This is a genomic window from Paramesorhizobium salinisoli (assembly GCF_003335045.1).
Lineage (GTDB): Bacteria > Pseudomonadota > Alphaproteobacteria > Rhizobiales > Rhizobiaceae > Paramesorhizobium > Paramesorhizobium salinisoli.
Map to the genome: position 1 here is coordinate 10,520 of NZ_QOZG01000017.1, position 20,184 is coordinate 30,703.

At 57.3% G+C, this 20,184-nt stretch carries 18 protein-coding genes; 13 read left to right on the forward strand and 5 right to left on the reverse strand.

Going from position 1 to position 20,184, the window contains the following annotated elements:
• Positions 1–85: 85 nt before the first annotated feature.
• From DUT91_RS22440 to DUT91_RS22450, 3 genes are read right to left on the reverse strand one after another with little or no spacing between them, the layout of a single operon-like run.
• Positions 86–988, reverse strand: coding sequence for a plasmid partitioning protein RepB C-terminal domain-containing protein (locus DUT91_RS22440; RefSeq protein WP_114442696.1), 903 nt, complete (start codon positions 986–988; stop codon positions 86–88).
• Positions 985–1,872: a plasmid partitioning protein RepB C-terminal domain-containing protein gene (locus DUT91_RS22445; protein WP_114442697.1), complete on the reverse strand. Its 888-nt coding sequence runs from the start codon at positions 1,870–1,872 to the stop codon at positions 985–987. Before DUT91_RS22445 ends, DUT91_RS22440 begins: the two co-directional genes overlap by 4 nt.
• Complete coding sequence (locus tag DUT91_RS22450; protein ID WP_245419912.1) at positions 1,869–3,425, reverse strand: recombinase family protein; 1,557 nt, start codon at positions 3,423–3,425, stop codon at positions 1,869–1,871. The genes DUT91_RS22445 and DUT91_RS22450 overlap by 4 nt, the downstream gene beginning before the upstream one ends.
• Before the next feature lie 62 nt (positions 3,426–3,487).
• Here DUT91_RS22450 and DUT91_RS22455 point away from each other — a divergent pair, with 62 nt between their 5' ends.
• Entirely contained in the window at positions 3,488–3,883 is a 396-nt protein-coding gene (locus DUT91_RS22455) for a hypothetical protein (protein WP_114442698.1), read from the forward strand.
• Between the two features lie 212 nt (positions 3,884–4,095).
• Here the strand turns inward: DUT91_RS22455 and DUT91_RS22460 are convergent, their stop codons facing one another.
• Entirely contained in the window at positions 4,096–5,019 is a 924-nt protein-coding gene (locus DUT91_RS22460) for a LysR substrate-binding domain-containing protein (protein WP_114442699.1), read from the reverse strand.
• A gap of 159 nt (positions 5,020–5,178) precedes the next feature.
• On the opposite strand from DUT91_RS22460, the gene DUT91_RS22465 reads away from it, so the two are divergent.
• The 4 genes from DUT91_RS22465 to DUT91_RS22480 are packed head-to-tail and all read left to right on the forward strand — an operon-like array spanning position 5,179 to position 8,241.
• Positions 5,179–6,006 (forward strand): transporter substrate-binding domain-containing protein, encoded by an 828-nt coding sequence (locus DUT91_RS22465; RefSeq protein ID WP_114442700.1) that lies wholly within the window; start codon positions 5,179–5,181, stop codon positions 6,004–6,006.
• A gap of 15 nt (positions 6,007–6,021) precedes the next feature.
• Positions 6,022–6,699, forward strand: a complete 678-nt coding sequence (locus DUT91_RS22470; protein WP_114442714.1) for an amino acid ABC transporter permease — start codon at positions 6,022–6,024, stop codon at positions 6,697–6,699.
• A 41-nt stretch (positions 6,700–6,740) separates the two neighbouring features.
• Positions 6,741–7,508 carry an amino acid ABC transporter ATP-binding protein gene (locus DUT91_RS22475; RefSeq protein ID WP_114442701.1) on the forward strand — a complete coding sequence of 256 codons (768 nt, stop codon included), beginning with the start codon at positions 6,741–6,743 and terminating at the stop codon, positions 7,506–7,508.
• Between the two features lie 10 nt (positions 7,509–7,518).
• Positions 7,519–8,241 (forward strand): MBL fold metallo-hydrolase, encoded by a 723-nt coding sequence (locus tag DUT91_RS22480; protein ID WP_114442702.1) that lies wholly within the window; start codon positions 7,519–7,521, stop codon positions 8,239–8,241.
• Positions 8,242–8,477: 236 nt separating this feature from the next.
• Here the strand turns inward: DUT91_RS22480 and DUT91_RS22485 are convergent, their stop codons facing one another.
• Positions 8,478–9,230 carry a class II aldolase/adducin family protein gene (locus tag DUT91_RS22485; RefSeq protein ID WP_245419914.1) on the reverse strand — a complete coding sequence of 251 codons (753 nt, stop codon included), beginning with the start codon at positions 9,228–9,230 and terminating at the stop codon, positions 8,478–8,480.
• A gap of 90 nt (positions 9,231–9,320) precedes the next feature.
• Between DUT91_RS22485 and DUT91_RS22490 the strand changes: the two genes are divergently transcribed.
• The 8 genes from DUT91_RS22490 to DUT91_RS22525 all read left to right on the forward strand — a co-directional run bounded on the left by DUT91_RS22490 (position 9,321) and on the right by DUT91_RS22525 (position 19,779).
• Positions 9,321–10,127 carry an IclR family transcriptional regulator gene (locus DUT91_RS22490; protein WP_114442704.1) on the forward strand — a complete coding sequence of 269 codons (807 nt, stop codon included), beginning with the start codon at positions 9,321–9,323 and terminating at the stop codon, positions 10,125–10,127.
• A 57-nt stretch (positions 10,128–10,184) separates the two neighbouring features.
• Complete coding sequence (locus DUT91_RS22495) at positions 10,185–11,021, forward strand: VOC family protein (protein ID WP_114442705.1); 837 nt, start codon at positions 10,185–10,187, stop codon at positions 11,019–11,021.
• A 28-nt stretch (positions 11,022–11,049) separates the two neighbouring features.
• Entirely contained in the window at positions 11,050–11,898 is an 849-nt protein-coding gene (locus tag DUT91_RS22500) for a fumarylacetoacetate hydrolase family protein (RefSeq protein ID WP_114442706.1), read from the forward strand.
• Positions 11,898–13,517 (forward strand): bifunctional 3-(3-hydroxy-phenyl)propionate/3-hydroxycinnamic acid hydroxylase, encoded by a 1,620-nt coding sequence (locus DUT91_RS22505; protein ID WP_114442707.1) that lies wholly within the window; start codon positions 11,898–11,900, stop codon positions 13,515–13,517. Before DUT91_RS22500 ends, DUT91_RS22505 begins: the two co-directional genes overlap by 1 nt.
• Before the next feature lie 71 nt (positions 13,518–13,588).
• Positions 13,589–14,542 carry a TAXI family TRAP transporter solute-binding subunit gene (locus tag DUT91_RS22510; protein WP_114442708.1) on the forward strand — a complete coding sequence of 318 codons (954 nt, stop codon included), beginning with the start codon at positions 13,589–13,591 and terminating at the stop codon, positions 14,540–14,542.
• A gap of 50 nt (positions 14,543–14,592) precedes the next feature.
• Complete coding sequence (locus tag DUT91_RS22515) at positions 14,593–16,473, forward strand: TRAP transporter permease (protein ID WP_114442709.1); 1,881 nt, start codon at positions 14,593–14,595, stop codon at positions 16,471–16,473.
• Positions 16,474–16,580: 107 nt separating this feature from the next.
• Complete coding sequence (locus tag DUT91_RS22520) at positions 16,581–18,053, forward strand: aldehyde dehydrogenase family protein (RefSeq protein WP_114442710.1); 1,473 nt, start codon at positions 16,581–16,583, stop codon at positions 18,051–18,053.
• Positions 18,046–19,779 (forward strand): thiamine pyrophosphate-binding protein, encoded by a 1,734-nt coding sequence (locus tag DUT91_RS22525; protein WP_114442711.1) that lies wholly within the window; start codon positions 18,046–18,048, stop codon positions 19,777–19,779. The genes DUT91_RS22520 and DUT91_RS22525 overlap by 8 nt, the downstream gene beginning before the upstream one ends.
• Positions 19,780–20,184: the final 405 nt, after the last annotated feature.

Genomic DNA, 20,184 nt, shown 5'->3' on the forward strand with positions numbered 1-20,184 from the left:
CCGGTGCGTTTGATCGATCCGAACCTGGCAACGTCAAAAAACGCTATGTGCTAGTCTTGTCACGGGCTGCAACTGTTCCGCTCCGTTAATTGGCAGTCAATCCAGTTTGGTCAAGGGATGAGGCGACGATGATGGCGCGGAATTCGTCCAGAAACTCCGGGTAACGCTGCGCGAGAAAACGCTCGATTTCCAAATTTCCGACGAGTTTGTTGAGATACCCCGAAGCCACGACCAAGTGCAGAATATCATCGCCATAGGATTCCTCGATCTGCTTGAAGTCCTGATGGAGTGAAGCCATTTCGCGCTCCATGCGTGCCATTTGCTCTCTGGTCAGGCCGCCGATTTTTTTTGGACGATCCGGTTTTGCCAGATCTTCCTGTTTTGTCGCTGCCAATAGCGCCTTCGCATAACTGGAGGTCCAATTGTGCACGGTGAGCATCAATTCTGCGGACTCGATCTGCCGCATTGGTCTCATTTTTCTCAGCACGTCGAAAGTCACCGGGTTAACCGACTTGTCCTTGAGAAGTTCAATCACCTCCGGGCAAATGCCGTCGAGTAGCGTCCGGCGTCGCTTGATCATCGAAATATCCAGGTCGAAGGTTTTTGCCAGCTTCTCTTCTGGGACGCCGCTGTTGAGCGCCTTTATAAGCATGTAATGTTCCTGGACCGTGGCCAGCCGGTTCACACGCTTGTTGTATGTGAAGCCCTCGTCGTCGTTCGAGATCAGGCAGCGTATGGTGGTTGCGTCACGGTCAAGCGCGATTGTGAACCGGACGTGGCCATCCAGCAGCATGAACGTATCCCCATTCTCCTCCAATCTGGAAATGACTATGGGTTCGACAATTCCAACCTCCGAGATCGAGCTGGCGATCCGTTTGTATTTCACGGTCTTCTTTTGTGCCTCTGTGATGATTTTTCGCGGCAGGATAGCGGTCATGGGTAACTCGACGATTGTCTGTTCGAACGAGATGCGAACCGGCTCGCTCATTGTAGCCTCCCGCTGCCAAGCCGCTCAGCCAATGGTTTCGGCATGTCCTTGATGGCTTCAGCGCGAAGTAGCGTCGTAAAATGCTCATCATCTATAAGACGGCGCAGGGCATTGACGAGAAACAGCAGCCGACTCTGAGCGAGGGTCGCCTTCTTGATCAGCATCTTTTGCCGCTCAGTTTCCTTCTGGTAGGCTCGAACGAGCGCTGCGGCGGTCACCTGCTTTCGTGGGCTGTCACCCCTGTAGGCTGCGCCACTCACGGTTTTTCCGGATAGATTGCGCTGCTCGACGATCTTGCGTATCGCAAGCACTTGGTTGCCAGGAATGGACTTTTGCTCATAGGCTTCAGCCAGCGCTTTCTGCACCTCGGCGTCTTTCGCGCGCGAGATCTGCATCGCGATGCTTGCGGGAATAATCCCCTTCTCAACACCCGCCAGGAGCCGCTCCTCGCCGTGATCTAGCAGGTAGCAGACGGCATAGACATACTCCTCGGAAAAGTCGGTCTTCGTCGAAATCTCGGTGAGCGAGTATCCCCTGTCGCGCAATGCGGCGATCTCGCGAACCAGTTCCAAAGGTGAATGCTGACGCCGGGCGAGGTTTTCAACTAGGCTCATTACAAAGCAATCTTCAACGCTGGCATGGACGAGGATCGCGGGGATATGTGTTTGCCCCAGCGCAACGAAGGCCTCCAATCTCCCTTGGCCACAAACCAGGTCGTATACAGAATTGTCATCCCGTACGCTGACCGTGATTGGCCTCTTCAGTCCTAAATGGGCAATGCTGGTTACGAGCTCGTTGAAAATCTTCTTATTGCGAACCCGTGGATTGAGGACATTGATTGCGTCGATCGGGATGGATTTGATTTCGGGTAATACGTCAGTCATGCCGCCCTCCTAATGGGTCCACGTTCTGTAAGCCGAATGAATCGAGAAAGATTTGCACAGCGATAGGCATCGATGCCTATGGCATTGTCCTCCGCCACAGCGAGGTCTGCTGAGGCGAAATCGATCTTGGGGAGGAGATAGTAATCGAGGATCTTCTCGTTACCGGGAGCCATCCTGACAGCAATCGAAAGGTCTGGGTGGAGGCCGTTATCCAGCCGTATCTTCCAACGTAAGCTTCCGGCCGTTGTCTCGATGCATCTGCAAACCACCACGGACACAGTGAATTCGCCATTGATTGTGAGAAGGTCGGTTGCTGTATCTCGAACAATTCGACCCCCGGCGTGTTCGACAGATGCAATAATTCCGGATACCACCTCGGGGAAGAGATTACGGAGCAACCGGTTGATCTCGACATAGCGGTAGTCCCTTTTCGGCGTGTACCCGACCAATTTATAGGCCCGCAGCAAGCTACCAAAGCGCGAACCGTAAATTGAACTTGAAGGCATGCCCTCCTGCTCGTCTATAATGATGACACTCAACTTGCCGCTTCTGAGCAGCAATTGCGCCAATAGCGCCAGCATTTCATCATCTCGCAGACGGACTGTCCGCTCGGCAATAATTGCCGCGGCTCTCTGGAATAGATCCTCGCTTACGATCGGTTGGAAAACGCCGCTAGCTCGTATTATTGCGTCCGGTGGGTTTCGGACACGACGCATCTTGAGCTTGAACGAGATGCGGTTGAAGACATTGTTACCGACGTATTTTTCGTTCGTGAGGACCTGATGCACCGTTCCTCGGGTCCATGGTCTCCCCATATCAGTGAGTGCGCCTTCATAATTCAGTATCTCGGCGATAGAGCGTTCGTTCTGTCCTTTTTCCACGAACAGGCGATAGATTCTGTCGACCACAGCCACCTCCGTTTCGGGACCTGGCACGAGAATGACGCGGTCGGTTTGAATGCTTTTGCGTTCGCCATGGGCAAGCAGAGCCTTCGGCTCACCGCGTTCGTCGATAAGCTGCCGCCGCAATCCAAATCCAGCCGCCCCACCTTGGCGATAGCCAAGCTCCACAAGATGCCGTTGACCTTCAAACACCTTACGGGACAGATCTCGGCTATATTCGCCGGCCATCGCGCGCTTCATGTTCTTGATGATTGTCGTCGTCAGGCTGCCGTCATTGGCGAATTGCTCAGCGCAATATTCAACGGCAATGCCGGCTCGCGTACACAGATACTCCAAATAGGCGGACTCGTCGGCGTTCTGAAAACGTCCCCAACGGCTGACATCGTAGACAAGTATGATCGAGAAATCCGTCTGGCCGTTGCTGACGTCCTCGATCAAACTTTGCAGGGCATCCCGGCCGTCAAGTTTGAGTCCACTTTTTCCAGAATCCATGTATGTTTTGACGATGACGTAGCCGTTTTCGCGCGCGTACCTGGCGATCTCGATGGCTTGGTTTTCAGTAGAATACTTCTGATGCTCAGTGGACATGCGGACATACTGTGCCGCACGCACATTTTCAGTTTTGTGTGCCTGATCGCCTGCTCCGTTCATTTATCGCGCAGCTCATTTTGAAGCATTTCCCATGGCCTGATACTAATTCAAGGGGGAACGAAATGTCGCCTACGAACAAGGGCCGAAATATTCAGTCCAAAAAAGGAAAAGGATTTCATCCTTCAACCGAAGGGCGCTTAGGCGCGGCGGCCTTTGCTTCTGCCATAGCGACGGCATTGCGAAACGACTTCGGCGAGGACAGGAGCGCCGTGAAAACGATTGCGGGCTTGACCCTGGCAAACGAACGCGCGGTCAAAAACTGGTTCAACGGGATTAACGGGCCCAGCGGCGAGTTTCTAATCCTGCTGTGCCGGCATTCAGACACGGTTCTCGAAACCTTTCTTATGTTGGCCGGCCACGGTGAACTCGTGAAGGTCAAAAAATTCGGAGACGTCAAAACCAAACTCAACGAAATGCTTTTGCTGTTGGGCGACCTCGAGCATCTCAACGACAAATAATCGCGATCAGGTGACACACGGGTCAACGGTTCGTATCCCTTCAAGGCGATCGGCGTCGGCGATCCCGCCGATGCCGGCTGTGTCGAATCGTTGTTGCTGATATCATCGCGATGTCGCAGCGACCTTAAACAATCTTTCCAGGATTTCACGTATGCCGATTAGCATTGCTTAGGAGCTTGTCTCCATGTTGCAGCCCCGCATGGGGTAACCTTCTAAGGCAGGAAAACGTGTCGCTTGCTCAAGTCTGTGGCTTTCCTGGCTTCTGAGACCAGCCAGTCGACAAAATGGCTCACGTCCGGTCGTTCACGTTTCGATTCCGTGCACAGGCAGTAATAGTTTTGAAGCGCGGGTACTGTGAGGGCTAAAGGTTGGACCAGCCGTCCTTCGTCAAGATCGCGCGCGGATATGATCTCGTCGCTCAGCGCAACACCATATCCATCGCGCGCCGCCTGTAGCACGATCCCGAAGTCGTCGAAATACACCTCGGAGTGGCTAATTTGGGTGACGCCTGCTGCTGACTGATATATCTTCCATTGCGAACCGTCGTCCTCGTGCAGAAGGCGATGATGGACAAGATCTCCGATATCTCGGATCGCGTGCGGGCCCCGCAATAATTGCGGGCTGCACACAGGCGTCATGTGAATGCCGTGAAGCAGTTGCCACCAGAATCCCGACCATGGCGGGGCCCCGTAGACAATCGCAATGTCTGCCTTTTTCCAGTTCACGTCACTGGCGCGACCGGCAGTTATGACATTCAGGGTGATGTTTCGGTTCTCTGCCATGAACTTGAACAGTCGGGTGGCGAGCCAGGCAACTCCGTGCACCTGCGGAATGGAAATGGTCAGCATACTTTTGCCAGCGTCGTTCGATTTTTGCGCGGCAACTTCCTGGACACCGGTCGTCAAGGCATTCATCGCCTGCCGGGCGGAGCGTTGCAGGATGGCGCCATATTCAGTGAGGACGAGTTGGCGGCCGCGCTTTTCGAACAGGGGCACATCAAGAACGTCCTGAAGGCTGCGAAGCTGCTGGCTAATCGCGCCGGGCGTCACATGCAATTCAGCCGCCGCCGCACCAAGGTGTCCCAGCCGGGCGACGCTTTCGAAAACGCGCAGTGCGTTCAGCGGTGGCAACGACATTCGTCCGTCTCCAGTGGCATTGAGTGCGTTTCTGGCACGATATTCGTTTAGTTTTCCTGTTTGTTTTATCGCAGGAATTTTAGATTGTCTGCAGAATTGTTCCGTGGTGCTATCAGCAGAGGATCTCACAAGAGACCCCAAAAAAGAGGGAACTTAGACATGGATAAGCGATTGAAATGGGCGGCCAGATTGCTCTCCGGTGGCCTCGTTGCTTTGGCAGCAGCAGGACAAACCCAGGCGGCTGGCGCCAAACCGGATTTTGCTTCGAGTGGAACAGTCAAGGTCTGCACCGCGGGCGACTTCCCGCCGATGCAATATTACAAGAATCCCGGTGACACCGATCTCGTCGGCTTTGAGATCGATGTCGTCGATGCGATCGCCAGGCATTGGGGCGCGAAGGCCGAATTTGTCGTCGGCGATTTCAAAGGGCTGCTGCCCTCTCTCGATAGTGGCCGTTGCGATCTGATCGCAAGCGGTATCATGATCACACCGGCCCGACTGGAGAAATACGACGGCGTACCCTATTTCGGGTCGCATGTGGTTCTGCTGGTGCCCAAAAACGACGAGAACTCGAAGACGCCGGAAGATATGAACGGCAAGGTCATGGCGATCGAGGCCGGCACGACCTATGAACAGACGATGGCCGACCTCAACGCCAAGTTCGTCAAGGAAGGCAAGGCGGAGGCCGTTATCCAAACCTATCCATCCGCGTCTGGCGTGATCGAACAGATACTTGTTGGGCGGGCTGCAGGAACCATCACGCAGGATACCACGGCCGCGTTCCGTATGCTGCAGATGCCCGACAGGCTGAAGATCGCCTACACGTATGACGAGAGCGAGACCTACGGCATTTACATGCGCAAGAGCGCCGGTGACCGAAAGCTCGTCAAGGAAGCAATCGAGGCACTGCAGGCAAGCGGGGAAATGAAGACCTTGCTTGTCAAATGGGGCTTGCCGGAAACATCGACCGACGTTGCTCACGATTGAGTGGGGCGCGGTGCGATGTTCGATTTTAACCTCTTCCTCTCCGCGCTCTTCGGCTGGCCCCTTGCGAAAGGGGCTATGCTGACGATGGTGCTATCCGTGCTGGTCATGGGCGTTTCGCTGATGCTAGGGATGGCCTTCGGTTCCGCTGCCGGTTCCAAAAACAAACTGCTGCGCTTTTTTATCGGCGCTTACGTCTGGCTGTTCCGCGGTGCTCCGGCCCTGTTGATCCTGCTCTTCGTCTGGAATGGGCTGCCGCAAATATCGCCGATTTTCCGGGCGGGCTGGTTCACGCCCTTCTTTGCGGCCTTCCTTGCCCTGACGCTCATCCAGATCGCCTATCTCTCCGAGATCCTGCGGAGTGCTTTTAATGCAGTGGGGAAAGGCCAGAAGGAGGGTGCCGCAGCTCTCGGCTTACATAACTGGCAAACCTTCTTGCTGATTACGCTGCCCCAGGCTCTACGGATTGCCATGCCTGCATTGGTCAACGAATTCATATCGCTCTTGAAGGCGACGTCCCTCGCAACAGTGATCTCTTTAAAAGAGCTGATGACGATCACGCAGTTCGCCATCGCAACGAGCTTCCGCTTCCTTGAATGGTATGGCGCGGCACTCGTCTACTACATGGCGATGGTCTCGGTTATGACCATTCTTCAGTCCCGCATCGAGCGCGCCCTCTCGAAAGGGCACCGATAGAAGCGGTCCGCCATTCCCTTTACGCCTAGTGAGGAACGTTAATGATCGAGTCATTCCCGTCGTCCGACGCGCAGCTGCCGTCGGCCGTCGAACTGTCGGACGTCAACAAGTCCTACGGCACCTTTCATGTCCTGCATGATGTCTCGCTGACGGTCGGGCAGGGGGAGCGTGTTGTTATATGCGGCCCGTCAGGGTCGGGGAAATCGACACTGATCCGGTGCATCAACCGTCTGGAAACCCACCAGAGCGGCAGGATCATCGTCAACAGCGTCGAATTGAGCGACGATAGTTCGAAAATAGACCATGTGCGGCGTGATGTCGGGATGGTGTTCCAACACTTCAATCTCTTCCCCCATCTGACCGTACTTCAAAATTGCACGCTGGCGCAGCGCTGGGTCCGCAAGCGCCCGCAATCGGAAGCGGTAGACATTGCGATGGCTTATCTGGAGCGCGTACGCATTCCCGAAAAGGCCCATCGTTATCCGGGCGAACTTTCGGGTGGGCAGCAACAGCGCGTTGCCATTGCCCGCGCGCTTTGCATGACGCCGGGCATCATGTTGTTCGACGAGCCCACATCCGCGCTCGATCCGGAGATGGTCAAGGAAGTGCTGGACACGATGGTTGGGCTCGCCGAAGACGGTATGACGATGATCTGCGTCACCCATGAGATGGGATTTGCGCGGCAGGTCGCAAGCGAAGTCGTCTTCATGGACGACGGCAGGATCATTGAAAAGGGAGCGCCCGACACATTGTTCGGCTCGCCTTCGCACGAGCGGACAAAACGCTTTCTCAGGAATCTCCTACATTGATCGGCAAAAAATGACTGAACGAACAAACTGGTTTTGTGCAGAACAACTCACCGATACGATCCGGCGGATCTGGGAGCCGCATGTGCACCGGTTTTTCCGGGCCAACCTCTTCCACGTCATCGGCAAGGATGTCGATCTGATCGTCGACTTCGGCACGGGCCTCGCTCCGCTGCGTCCTTTCCTGAACATTGAGATCGGTAAGCCGGTCATTGCACTGGCGACCCACGTCCACGCAGACCATATCGGCTCGTTTCACGAGTTCGAACATCGGCTGGGCCATGCCGCCGAGGCTGACGGCTTCGCGGGGATGGAGGATGCAGTCACATTGGCACATCTGTTTCGCCAATTATCCAAAGGCGTGGAACAAAAGCCGGCGCCGTCTTTTGAACAAGACGACTACGCGATCCTCCCGGCTCCGCTCGGCAGGGTTCTTGTCGAGAACGACACAGTTGATATAGGCGGTCCATCGTACAGGGTCTTGCACTTACCGGGGCATTCGCCCGGATCGATCGGGTTGCTTGACGAGGCGTCGGGCATCTTTTTCAGCGGCGACGCGATCTATGACGGCACATTGGTCGATGATCTACCCGGCTGTGATAAATCTGCTTACTTGGCGACCATGCGTCGGCTGCGTGATCTCGATATTTCCGTTGCCTACGGCGGCCACGGCGCGCCGATGTCGCGCGAACGTATGAGCACGATTGCCAAGGCCTATCTGGACGCGTCGACCTAACGGCAACGTGCAGTCCACCCCTCCATTTCGAAAGATATACCGATGGCCGACATCGCAAAACTCGAAGCGCTCCGGAAGAAATGTGCCAATGCCGCTGGCGGTGACATCTTCGATCCAGCCCTTGCAGCGGTCGCCCGCGCCCAGTTCAAGGGAAGCGACCGCGTTCTCTCAACCATGCCGACTTGTCGAAGACGGAGTGCAACCGACACAGGCTGGTGGACAGCCGGGACGGGGTCTCAGGAAGATGGCGTTGGGATGCCGGGGTTCGTTTCGGAGGCCTGTTGAAACCCCGCCTGCAGCGCCCACAGCTGCCATGCTCGCCCCATTTGCGCAGAATTGGTTTTCGCGGCGGCGCGGGCCTCGCCAGGAGAGAGCAAGCGAGGGGTGCCGAGGGACTGGGCCTGAAGCTGTATTTTTGCGTTCACTTCAGCATAGACCGCGTGGAAAACTGCGGATTTCAAGTCCGTGCCGACCACGGTGGAGCCGTGCCCGCGCATCAGGATTATCATCGAATTGCCCAAATCCCGGGCCAGCGCCCGGCCCAGGTCATTGTCGCGGACCAGCATGTCGCAACACGGCCCCGCGCAATCGCTGATCTCGAAGATCGGCACCGCGTCGGTCAGAAAACCGGCCATGTGATAGATTGGCCGCAACGGCACGTCGGCTACCACGCCGAATGGAATGACTGAGGCAGAATGGCTATGCACGATCGCGCCGACGTCTGGGCGGGCGGCATAAATCTGTCCGTGAATGAAGCGTTCGAGGTAGGGGGTCATACTCGTATCGCCCACCGGGTTTCCGTCAAAATCGAGACGCATAATGTCGTCCGCCTCGATCAGTTGCGGAGCGCAGCTGCGCGAGATCAGAAACGTTTCCGGATCATCCGGGGCGCGCTGACTCACGTGGCCGAATGCGTCGACGACGCCCTGCGCTGCCAGAATGCGGTTTGCCAGTACGAGATCGGCACAGGCTTGTTCTGGAATTTTCATTTGCATCTCGATTATTGATATTTGATAAACTCGATATATTGCTCGGCGGCGTTATGTCAATAATGAGAGATCGGACGACGAGCCCAAACAATGGGACCTTACGGAATGCCGGGAATTGATCGATATACCAGAATCCTCGACCTGTTCACCGAGGAACAGGGAATTTGGACCATCACACAGATGTCCGGTGTGCTGGGTACATCAGCAAGTACGCTCTATCGGCTTGTGCGCGAGATGGTCGCCGCTGGGTTTCTCGAAAGCACTGTGGATGCCCAGTTTCGGCTCGGCCCGGCTTTCGTGAACTATGACCGGCGAATGCGGCTGACCGATCCGTTAATTCGGTCGGGGGCAAAATTCCTTCAGCCGTTGGTTGGACATATCGATATTCCGGCGACGGCGGTTCTGGCGCGGCTGTTCGGCAAGACTGTGATGTGCGTCGATGATGCGCGCAACGGTGCGCTCAATATAAAGGTGAGCTTCGAACGAGGAAGGCCGATGCCACTGACTCGTGGGGCCACCAGCCGTGCGATTCTGACCAATGTTGAATCCCGGCGACTCAAGCGACTTCTCGAAGCGGAGGGGCATTTGGACGATGTGGCCCGCAGGGTGTTCACTGAAAGCCTTGGGCAACTGCGGCGCGATGGATACGTCGTCGCGCATGGCGAGGTGGATAGGGGGGCGGTTGGCCTAGCTGTGCCGCTGTCGAACCGCGGGCTGGGCATTGAGGCCTCGCTCAGCATCATCGTGGCGGAGGGTGATCTTACAGAGCAGCATCGAGGCCGGATACTCGCACTGTTGGCCACCAACGCAAAGCTGATCGAGACGTTCATGGAAGAGGCGCGCAGCGCGATGGTTGCGGAACCCGAGTCTACAAAATTATCAAAATACGGTAATTAGGTATTGCGTAGTCAGCCTCCCTGCGGTAATCCTTGTCTAAGGTTCTAGGAGGACGAGATGACTTTGACTGCCGTTCAGGCCGGTGCGTACCTGCATCATATTGCTCTTGAATCCAGCGCTCCCGAAAGGCTCGCGGTGTTCTACGCCGAGGTGATGGACATGGAGCTGTCGCAGCATTCCAAAGGCGAGTGGCGCTGCGAAGGCCCGGGGCGGCGAATGGTCGTCGTGCCCGGTGAAGACCGAAAAATGGCCTATGCAGGGCTGGCGTGCCGGGATATCGATGGCGTTGCGGCTCTGAAGGATCGCGCCAAATCAGAAGGGCTTGATATCCTCGAGAGCCCATCGCCCTATCTGGATCAAGCGTTTGCGGTGCGCGACCAGGACGGACATCTGATCTGCTTCGGTGTTGCCAAGCCCGATTCGGTAAAGCGCAAGGGCATCAACGGCCCTACCCAGCACCTTACATTCGCCAGCAATGATGTTCAGGCTTTCATCGATTTATACCACGGCAAGCTGGGTTTTGCCCTGTCGGATCGCGTGCTGCACGAAAACGGGGCATTGGCCACGGCCTTCACGCGCAGCAATCACGAACACCATACGATCGCCTGCTTCAAGTCCGACCGCGTCGGCGTGGATCATCATTCCTACGAAGCCGGTGAATGGATCACGATCCGCGACTGGTGCGATCACTTTGCCAAGCACGATGTGCAGCTGTTGTGGGGGCCCGGTCGTCACGGCCCGGGCAATAATCTGTTCATTTTCATCGAGGATCCCGACAAGAACTGGATCGAGGTTTCTGCCGAGTTGGAGGTGATCCACGACCGCGACAACGTGGACTGGCCCCAGCATCCGCGAACGTTGAACAAGTGGGGCCGCGCGATCATGCGCTCGTGACAGACCACTAGGGAGGGAGGAGGAACCGATGAAATTCTTGAGTTTCGTTCGCACGGGCGTCGCCGGATACGGCGCGATCATCGACGATGGAATCGTCGATCTTACGGGACGGGTGCAGGGCGCCCTCTCGCTCAAGGAGGCTATTGCCCGTAATCTTCTGGCCGAGGCAGCCGGAATGGCAGCGGATATGGGGCCTGGATTGGCCTCCTCGGACGTGACGCTGCTGCCGGTCATTCCCGATCCGGGCAAGATCCTTTGCATTGGGCTGAATTACGAAAAACACCGCGCCGAAACCAAGCGGCCTGAGGCAAGCCATCCAGCGGTGTTCGTGCGATTTGCAGACAGCCAGGTCGCGCATCGTCAGCCGATCATAAAACCGAAACGGTCGGATCGGCTGGACTACGAGGGCGAACTCGCCGTCATTATCGGTCGGGGCGGGCGCAATATCCCCGAAGCCAACGCGCTTGATCACGTCGCTGGCTGGTCTTGCTACAATGACGGGTCGATCCGCGACTACCAACGGCACACACATCAGTTCACTCCAGGCAAGACCTTCCCCGGCACCGGCGCTTTTGGCCCATATATGATGACACCGGACGAAGCGGGAGATCACACTTCATGGCCAATCGAGACGCGGCTTAACGGCGATGTAATGCAGCAGGCCACGCTATCCGATCTGATCTTCCCGATCCCACGGATCATCGCCTACCTCTCCGAATTCACGCCACTTTCTGCGGGAGATGTCATCCTGACCGGAACGCCCGGCGGCGTCGGAGATCGGCGCGAGCCGCCCATCTTCATGAAAAACGGTGATGTTGTGGAGGTCGAGATTGGTCCATTGGGCACTTTGATCAACCCTATTTGTGACGAGGTGTGATGGTCAGCTTACCGGAAAACACCGATGTCCTGATCGTTGGTGCCGGTCCTACGGGGCTGACGCTCGCCAACCTCTTGGGCGGCATGGGGGTGGATACGGTGCTGATCGAACGCAACAAGTCGACCGTGCAGGAGCCACGAGCTGTCTCTATCGACGACGAATCCATGCGCACGATGCAGGCTGTCGGCCTGGCGGATGCGGTTCAGGACGTGACGGCGCGCGGATATGGCTCGATCTACAGAGGCCCATCGGGCAAGCAATTCGCGCAGGTGATGCCATCCTCGCGCGATTACGGCTGGGATAAGCGCAACGCATTCGAGCAGCCGGTGCTGGAGGCGATCCTGCGCGAGGGGTTGGCGCGCCACACCAGTGTGCAGGCTCATTTTGGTTTTGAAGCCATCGGGTACGATCAGAGGGCCGATGGGGTAGCAGTCACTGTCGCAAACGGTTCCAAGACGGGGCAGGTCAGGGCGCGTTTCGTCGTTGCTGCCGACGGGGGGCGCTCACCCGCCAGAAAGGCACTTCGGATCGAGATGGAAGGGTCGAGCTTTGCCGAGCCCTGGCTGATCGTCGATCTACCCAAGACCAATAATCACGCTCGCGACACCGAGGTGTTCTGCGATCCCGCCCGACCGTGCATTTCGCTCCCAGGGCCGAACGGCATCCGGCGCTATGAATTCATGCTCATGAAGGGTGAGGATCCCACGGCGATAGTGCGCGAAGAAAAGGTGCGTGAATTGCTGGCCAGCGTCGGTCCCGACCGCGACATGCCGTTGCGGCGCGTGCAGGTCTACACGTTTCACGCACGATTGGCGACGCGCTGGCGCGACGGGAGAATCCTGCTTGCTGGCGATGCCGCGCACTTGACGCCGCCCTTTGCCGGGCAGGGGATGAACAGCGGTCTCAGGGATGCTTACAATCTTGCTTGGAAGCTCGACGAGGCGGTGCGCGCAGAAGAGGCTGGATTGGAATCGGACGCGCTGCTTAACAGCTATTACGCCGAGCGCAAACCACACGCGTGGGAAATGATCAAGCTGGCTCTGAACATGGGCCGCGTGATGATGCCGACGTCGCACTTGCAGGGCACGCTGACGAGGGTCGCCTTCCGGACGCTGGGGCTTTGGCCGCCCGCCCGGGACTATGTCGCCCAGATGCGTTACAAGCCCAAGCCGCGGTTTCGCGATGGCCTGATCTGGCCAGCGACCGGCGAGACGGGTGAGGTGGTGGGGCAGATGATCCCACAGCCTGAAATCGAAACTCAGGATCGGCAACGGATGCTGATGGACGCTTGTCTACCCGATCGGCCGGTGGCGCTGGTGCTGGACGCGACACCGGCGCAGAAACTCGTTGAAGAGTCGCGCAAGGCGCTCGAGTCCGCCGGGGCCGAGGTTATCGGATTAACCCCGAAAGGGCACAACCCCATTCCCGGTGCCTTCGCGGTCCACCGCGACGCGTCAGGCCTGCTTTCGCACGGACCATTTGCGGCGCTTGCCGGTCATGTCCTTTTACTAAGGCGCGATCGATACATCGCTGCAACACAACCTATTGCGACGGCGGCGACGCTTGCCGCGCCAATCAACCAACTGGCACCTGCCGGAAGGGGGAAACGGGAGCGATGAGTGATGGCGGTTCGCGCCAAGAGCCGAAATGAGAATACACGAAATCAATAACGAAAGTGGGAGGAAATGAAATGGGAACGTTTTTCAAGATCGCAATGGGTGCGTTGCTGGCCGCTACGGCGCTGGCCTTCCAGGCCCAGGCCCAATCGCTGGTCATGGGGGCTGGCCAGCAGGGCTCGCAAAACTATGGGGTAAATAGTGCCCTGGCTGCGGTGCTGAGCGAAAACGGAATTGGCATCAATCTGGAATCCTATGGCGGATCCGGATCGATTCTTCCGCTGCTCAACTCTGGTGACACCGACCTATGGGCAGGTGGAGCGCCTGACGTGACAGGTGCGATCCAGGGTGCAGAGTACTTTGGGGGAACGAAGTTGGAAAATGTGCGGATCATCGCGCGCCTGTTTTCAACGCCCATCGGTATCTTCGTGAAGGCGGATTCGCCGATCAACTCAGCCAAGGACATCAAGGGCAAGACATTTCCTTGGGGCTTCACGGCCCAGCCATCCCAGCGAATTGATTCAGGCGCCATACTCGCCAATCTGGGGCTGACCATCGATGACATGAAGCCAGTTCTTGTTCCATCGGTCGGCGCAGGGGGCGATGAGTATCTGGCCGGGAACGTTGAAGTAGGCTTTTTTGCCTTGCGGGCCGGTAAGATGCAGGAAATTGACGCCTCGGTTGGCGGCATCCGTTTTCTGGATCTCGATGACAGCGCCGAAGCGCTGGAGCGGCTCAAAGCAGTCTCGCCCACTGCGGAGCTCATGAAAGTTGGGCCTGAAGATAAGATAGTCGGTGTGTCGAAAGAGCTCGATGTCTATGCCTTCAATCAGGTGCTGTCTGTTAACGCCGATATGCCCGCCGACGTCGTAGAGAAGATCATCATGGCGCTTTACAACAACCCGGACAAGGTTCGCGCCGCACGGATCAATCAGGATTTTGACCCGCAAAAGATGGCAAACGAAATCACCGGTCTTCCCTGGCACCCTGCCGCGCTCGAAGTATATAAAAAGCTCGGGCTTCGTTGAACTCCTGAGGGCTGCTGCTGCCGCCCTCATTTTTCTAGAGAGATCACGAAATGTTCCTAAAAACCATCTTGCGCGTGTCGCTTGTGATTGCTGCGGTAGGCTGGGCGCTCAACGTGCCGAGCCGACTGGGCATCGCATTGTTCACCGAGCAATTGCTTGCCGTATCGCTCGGCCTCGCGATCGCCCTGGTTATCCTCGATCAGGAGAAGCCATCATATCCGCTGCTGGCGCGCTGGGCGCTCTGGGCATCGGCATTGGGGGCTGTCGGCCTGACGATTTACATTGCCTCGATCTTCGCAACCATCCCCATGCAAATCGCCATGCGCCCGGTCGGACTTTCGATCGTCACCGGGGTACTTGTCTTACTCACCATTTCGGCCCTGTATCTTACATCGGGGGTAGGGATATTCGCGGTTGTCTCCTTATTCATCGCTTATGCCTGCTTTGGCCACTTCTTGCCCGACCCCATTGGAAGCCGCGATTACGGCATAACGCGCGTTGCGCTCTATCTCGGAGGTGACCCGAATGGGATCCTGGGCGCTCCACTTAAAGTCGCGATATCGATTGTACTGCCCTACGTCCTTTTTGGACGGCTGCTGACTCTCTTCGGTGGCGCAGCCTTCTTCACGGATCTTGCCTCTTCGCTCATGTCGCGATTCCGCGGCGGAGAGGCCAAAGTTGCGATCTTGGCTTCAGCACTGTTCGGGACGATTTCTGGTTCTGCCGTAGGTAATGTCGTATCCACTGGCGTCGTCACCATTCCGTTGATGGAACGCTCTGGATATAAGCCAAAGGAAGCGGGCGCGATTGAGGCCGTCGCTTCAACCGGTGGGCAGCTAATGCCGCCGGTCCTAGGGGCGACTGCGTTCCTGATGGCCGAGTTTTTGGCAATACCCTATACGACCGTCGTCGCTGCGAGCATTATTCCTTGCTTCTTCTATTTTGGATCGCTGTTTTTGCAGGTTGATCTTCTTGCCGGCAAACGAAAATTGAATGCTGGCGCGTCGCGGGAAATTCCGAAGTTTGGCAAGACCTTTGCCGAGGGTTGGCACTTTCTTTTACCGTTCGCAGCCATCTTTTTCTGTCTGTTCGAGCTCAACATGCGCCCTGAGGTTGCCGCGCTGTCGGCAATTGTGGTGCTCCTCGCCGTCGGCTTCATTCGAGGATATCGTGGAGTGCGACCGGAGTTGAAGACGGTTGTGCATGGGTTCATCGTAACCGGAGACGCCAGCAAGGAAATCCTGATTATCACTGCGGCTGCGGGGATCGTGATTGGGGTGCTCAATCTGACCGGCGTGTCATTCAGCATCACGCAGAGCCTGATCTCTCTAACCGGTGGCAGCATTGTGTTGATGTTGCTGGCGGCAGCGGCCCTCAATATCATTCTGGGCATGGGAATGCCGACTGTAGGCGTCTATGTTTTGTTAGCGACACTTGTTGGACCTCCGTTGATCGAACTGGGCATCGAGCCCATCGCGGCTCACATGTTCATTCTCTATTTTGGCTTGCTGTCGATGGTGACACCGCCTGTGGCACTGGCCTCCTTTGCTGCAGCGCAAATAGCCAACGCGGACCCCTGGCAGACGTCCTGGACCTCAATGCGCTTTGCTTGGGTTGCATATATCGTGCCTTTCCTGTTCGTCGGCGCCCCTCAGCTTTTGATGCTGGGTACCCTTGTTGAGATTGCCCATGTATCGATAACCGCGGCGATCGGGATCTTCTCGATACAGGTGGGCGCCGTCGGGTTCCTGCGGCGGGAGGTCGGCCTTTTGTCCAGACTTGCCTGTGTCGCCGGCGGTATCGCATGCATGATCCCGGTAAACATATTCCCGATGGCGGGCTGGGTCGAGGCGACTGGGTTCCTGTTGGTGCTGTTGGGGCTGGCTGGACAGCTTCGCCCGCATGCCCGCGCGGCGGACGTCAGGGCATAGGGACTATGCAATTATCTGAGACTCTCGGTATGCGGCGACCGGAGCCTGCGTCGAGCTTTTCCCCTCGGCACGCAACGGCTAAGGGCAACTTATGAAAAAGGGTAATCATGAAGTCTATAGTTTCACAAAAGCGGTTGTTGATCGGTGGTGAGTTGATCGACAGCACGGGCGACAACTGGATCACATCCGTAGATCCTGCCACCGAAGAACCAATTGGGCAGATCCCCAATGGGACAGCCGAAGATGTAGACAGAGCCTTCCAGGCGGCGAGCCTTGCCTGGCCCGAATGGGCGCGGCGCGCACCCATGGAACGTGCCGAAATCCTCAATCGATTTGCCGACGCGATTGCCGAGCGCGCTGATGAAATTCTGCGCGTGGAGGTTCAGGACACCGGCAATACGATCCGTCCAATGCGCAAAATCGATGTGCCGACCTCTGTGGAAAGCCTCAGATACTATGCCGGGCTTGCTCCGGACCTACGCGGCGAGACGATCCCGGCAACTACGCAAAACCTGCATATTGTCACACGTGAACCGTACGGTGTGGTGGCGCGCATCGCGCCATTCAACCACCCATTCATGTTTGCGGTTGCCCGAACAGCCGCAGCACTTGCTGCGGGCAATGCAGTGCTGGTCAAGCCGCCCGAAACTTCGTCGCTTTCGGCGATGATCCTGGCTGAACTTGCGCGAGAACACTTGCCGCCCGGTGTCTTCAACATTGTGACCGGCGATGGCGCCGGCGTTGGCAGCGCGATTGCGCGCCACCCGGGCATCAAGCGCATCGCCTTCATCGGATCTCCACAGACCGGTCGCGCGATCCAGCGCGAGGCGGCCGAGGTTACGGTGAAGCATATTTCCCTCGAGTTGGGTGGCAAAAACCCGATGATTGTCTTCCCTGATTGCGATCCTGAAAAGATCGCAGATGCGGCAATGTTCGGCATGAACCTGTCATGGCAGGGGCAGTCTTGCGGGTCGCTGTCGCGTTTGCTCATTCACGAAGCGATCTACGACAAGGTCGTCGCAGCGCTCATCGAGCGGGTGGCGGCACTGAAACTGGGCAATCCGCTTTCAGAAGACATCGATGTCGGGCCGGTGAACTCGGCTGCGCACAGGGATAATATCCTCCGCCACATTGCCGCTGCAGACAAGGACGGTGCGCGCCGCCTGCTTGGCGGCGGGCGCCCGGAAGGCGCGGCGTTCGACAAGGGGTTCTGGGTGGCGCCGACGGTGTATGCCGATGTCGAGCCACATATGCATTTGTGGCAACGCGAAGTCTTTGGCCCCGTCATGGCCATTGGCAAATGGAAGACATTTGACGAGGCCGCGGAGATGGCCAACAGCACCGAATATGGCCTCACAGCCGCAGTCTGGACTCATGACATAGACGACGCACTGAATATGGCACGGCGTATCCGATCTGGTCACATCTGGATCAATGGATCGAGCATGCATTTCCTTGGCGTACCTTTTGGCGGCATGAGCACCAGCGGGATCGGTCGTGAGGAGGGCCGGGAAGAGTTGCTGTCCTATACCGAAGTGAAATCCATCAACATCATGCTGAGGCCGAACCTGAATGGATAAGTCAGGAGACAGAAACCCTGAATGGGGATCCGACAGCTTTGCTGTCGTTCTGGACGAACTCAATCTGGAATATATCGCGCTGAATCCGGGCGCGAGCTATCGGGGTCTGCATGACAGTCTGGTGAATTTCACATCGGGATGCCGCATGTTGTTGTGCATTCACGAAGAGACCGCAGTTTCCATTGCACAAGGTTGGGCCAAAGTGACCGGACGGGCGATGGGCGTCGCACTGCATTCCAATGTGGGGCTGCTGCACGCCTCCATGAGCATTTATAATGCATGGTGCGACCGCATGCCAATGCTGATCATCGGGGCAACTGGACCCGTTGATGCAATGAAGCGTCGTCCTTGGATTGACTGGATTCACACCTCGCAGGATCAGGGTGCTCTGGTCCGTGACTTCGTCAAGTGGGATGATCAGCCGGGCAGTGTTGGCGCTGCCTGCCATTCCCTGGCCGAAGGCGCGGCACGGGCGCAAACCGCTCCTTGTGGACCGGTTTATGTTAACCTGGACAGCGCGCTGCAAGAGCAGAAGCTTTCAACCCCGATCGCGCTACCCGACTTTGCCCGCCTGAAGCCGGCTCCTGCGGCCATGCCTGACCCGGACCTGGTGCGAAAGGCCGCGGCGATGCTTTCCAAGGCGAAGGCACCTGTGATCCTCATGGGCAGGGTTTCGAATTCCGATGCTGCCTGGGAGCGGCGTGTGGCACTCGCCGAACATCTGGGCGCACGCGTCATCGTTGATTTCAAGACCGCTGCCAGTTTTCCAACCGCACACCCGGCGACAACGGGGGTTGCCGGCTATTTTCCTGATCCGAGTGCCCGCGAGGCGATTGGCAATGCAGACGTTGTGCTGAACCTTGGCTGGATCGATTTTGCGGGCACCATCCGCGCGGTGCACGGAGACCTGCCAGTACCTGCTGGCCTCATATCCGCTTCGAATGATGCTGCCATGCAGCGGGGCTGGGTGCGCGACAGTGGTGCACTGGTGCCCGCTGACATCTCCTTTCAATGTGCGCCGGACGATCTGGTGGCAGCCCTGGCCGGCGAGATGAACGTCGCTGCCGCCGCCTTTAAGGGCGGAACCCTGCCGATCCCTGAGGTCGAAGATGGAGCTTTATCGCCACAGGACATCGCGGCACTGCTGCGAGGTGCCCTTATGGGTCGCAAGACCTGCCTCATGCGCGGGCCGCTCAGCTGGACCGGTGCCGATTGGCCCGTCGAGGGGCCGCTTGACGCTTTGGGGGCTGACGGCGGTGCCGGCGTCGGCTCAGGCCCCGGCATGGCCGTTGGTTCAGCTCTTGCTCTGCGCGACCATTATCCCGGTAGGTTCCCGCTTGCCGTTCTCGGAGACGGGGATTTCCTGATGAACGCCTCGGCTCTTTGGACCGCAGCCAACCAAAAGGTTCCGATGCTGATTGTGGTCGTCAACAATCACTCATTCTACAATGACGAAGTGCATCAGGAAACTGTTGCGCGCGTGCGCGGCAGGCCGGTTGAGAACAAAGTCGTCGGTGTCGAACTAACCGGACCGGACATCGGCATCCCTGGCATCGCCGAAGGGTTCGGCTTTGAGTGCCATGGGGGACTTAAGACGGCGTCGGATGTCCGTAGTGCGCTTCAAGAAGCCATCGTGACTGTCGAGCGGGGCGGCGTGGCATTGGTGGAGATCGAAGCGACCAAGGGTTATGCGCCTTCAATGGTCAAGGTACTTCAGTCCGAGTAGTGGGTACCGTGTCGAGTTTACCGCGGGGGACGTAACAAGCGACAGAGTCTATCGCGGTCCAACGATCTCCAACGATGACACCTTGTGAGTTTCGTGTAGCGCATAATCTTCCGGAAGCTGCCTTTCAGGGGGCAGAACAAGGTGCGTCGGGAGACCGGCAAGGAGTAGATGGTGCAAGTCCTGTCGCTTGGCACTTAATTGGGGTCTTCCTCACTTTGTGTGGAGATCGGCCGATTTGATTGGCATCATCCTCGCTCTGAGAAGCTCTGGACCCGCTCGGCCATTCCACTATTGAAGTTGATGTGTAAGCTCGCCCAGTCTGCGGATCGATACCTTGATCGCTTGGTTCCAGTGGTGGCCGCAACTCACCCGAAAACAATTGCGATAGTTGCCCGATGCCGAGAA

What these genes read in the sequence shown, in the direction of transcription:
- DUT91_RS22440 (WP_114442696.1), bottom strand. Translation starts at nt 988, where the DNA reads ATGAGCGAGCCGGTTCGCATCTCGTTCGAACAGACAATCGTCGAGTTA.
- DUT91_RS22445 (WP_114442697.1), bottom strand. Translation starts at nt 1,872, where the DNA reads ATGACTGACGTATTACCCGAAATCAAATCCATCCCGATCGACGCAATC.
- DUT91_RS22450 (WP_245419912.1), bottom strand. Translation starts at nt 3,425, where the DNA reads ATGAACGGAGCAGGCGATCAGGCACACAAAACTGAAAATGTGCGTGCG.
- DUT91_RS22455 (WP_114442698.1), top strand. Translation starts at nt 3,488, where the DNA reads ATGTCGCCTACGAACAAGGGCCGAAATATTCAGTCCAAAAAAGGAAAA.
- DUT91_RS22460 (WP_114442699.1), bottom strand. Translation starts at nt 5,019, where the DNA reads ATGTCGTTGCCACCGCTGAACGCACTGCGCGTTTTCGAAAGCGTCGCC.
- DUT91_RS22465 (WP_114442700.1), top strand. Translation starts at nt 5,179, where the DNA reads ATGGATAAGCGATTGAAATGGGCGGCCAGATTGCTCTCCGGTGGCCTC.
- DUT91_RS22470 (WP_114442714.1), top strand. Translation starts at nt 6,022, where the DNA reads ATGTTCGATTTTAACCTCTTCCTCTCCGCGCTCTTCGGCTGGCCCCTT.
- DUT91_RS22475 (WP_114442701.1), top strand. Translation starts at nt 6,741, where the DNA reads ATGATCGAGTCATTCCCGTCGTCCGACGCGCAGCTGCCGTCGGCCGTC.
- DUT91_RS22480 (WP_114442702.1), top strand. Translation starts at nt 7,519, where the DNA reads ATGACTGAACGAACAAACTGGTTTTGTGCAGAACAACTCACCGATACG.
- DUT91_RS22485 (WP_245419914.1), bottom strand. Translation starts at nt 9,230, where the DNA reads ATGAAAATTCCAGAACAAGCCTGTGCCGATCTCGTACTGGCAAACCGC.
- DUT91_RS22490 (WP_114442704.1), top strand. Translation starts at nt 9,321, where the DNA reads ATGGGACCTTACGGAATGCCGGGAATTGATCGATATACCAGAATCCTC.
- DUT91_RS22495 (WP_114442705.1), top strand. Translation starts at nt 10,185, where the DNA reads ATGACTTTGACTGCCGTTCAGGCCGGTGCGTACCTGCATCATATTGCT.
- DUT91_RS22500 (WP_114442706.1), top strand. Translation starts at nt 11,050, where the DNA reads ATGAAATTCTTGAGTTTCGTTCGCACGGGCGTCGCCGGATACGGCGCG.
- DUT91_RS22505 (WP_114442707.1), top strand. Translation starts at nt 11,898, where the DNA reads ATGGTCAGCTTACCGGAAAACACCGATGTCCTGATCGTTGGTGCCGGT.
- DUT91_RS22510 (WP_114442708.1), top strand. Translation starts at nt 13,589, where the DNA reads ATGGGAACGTTTTTCAAGATCGCAATGGGTGCGTTGCTGGCCGCTACG.
- DUT91_RS22515 (WP_114442709.1), top strand. Translation starts at nt 14,593, where the DNA reads ATGTTCCTAAAAACCATCTTGCGCGTGTCGCTTGTGATTGCTGCGGTA.
- DUT91_RS22520 (WP_114442710.1), top strand. Translation starts at nt 16,581, where the DNA reads ATGAAGTCTATAGTTTCACAAAAGCGGTTGTTGATCGGTGGTGAGTTG.
- DUT91_RS22525 (WP_114442711.1), top strand. Translation starts at nt 18,046, where the DNA reads ATGGATAAGTCAGGAGACAGAAACCCTGAATGGGGATCCGACAGCTTT.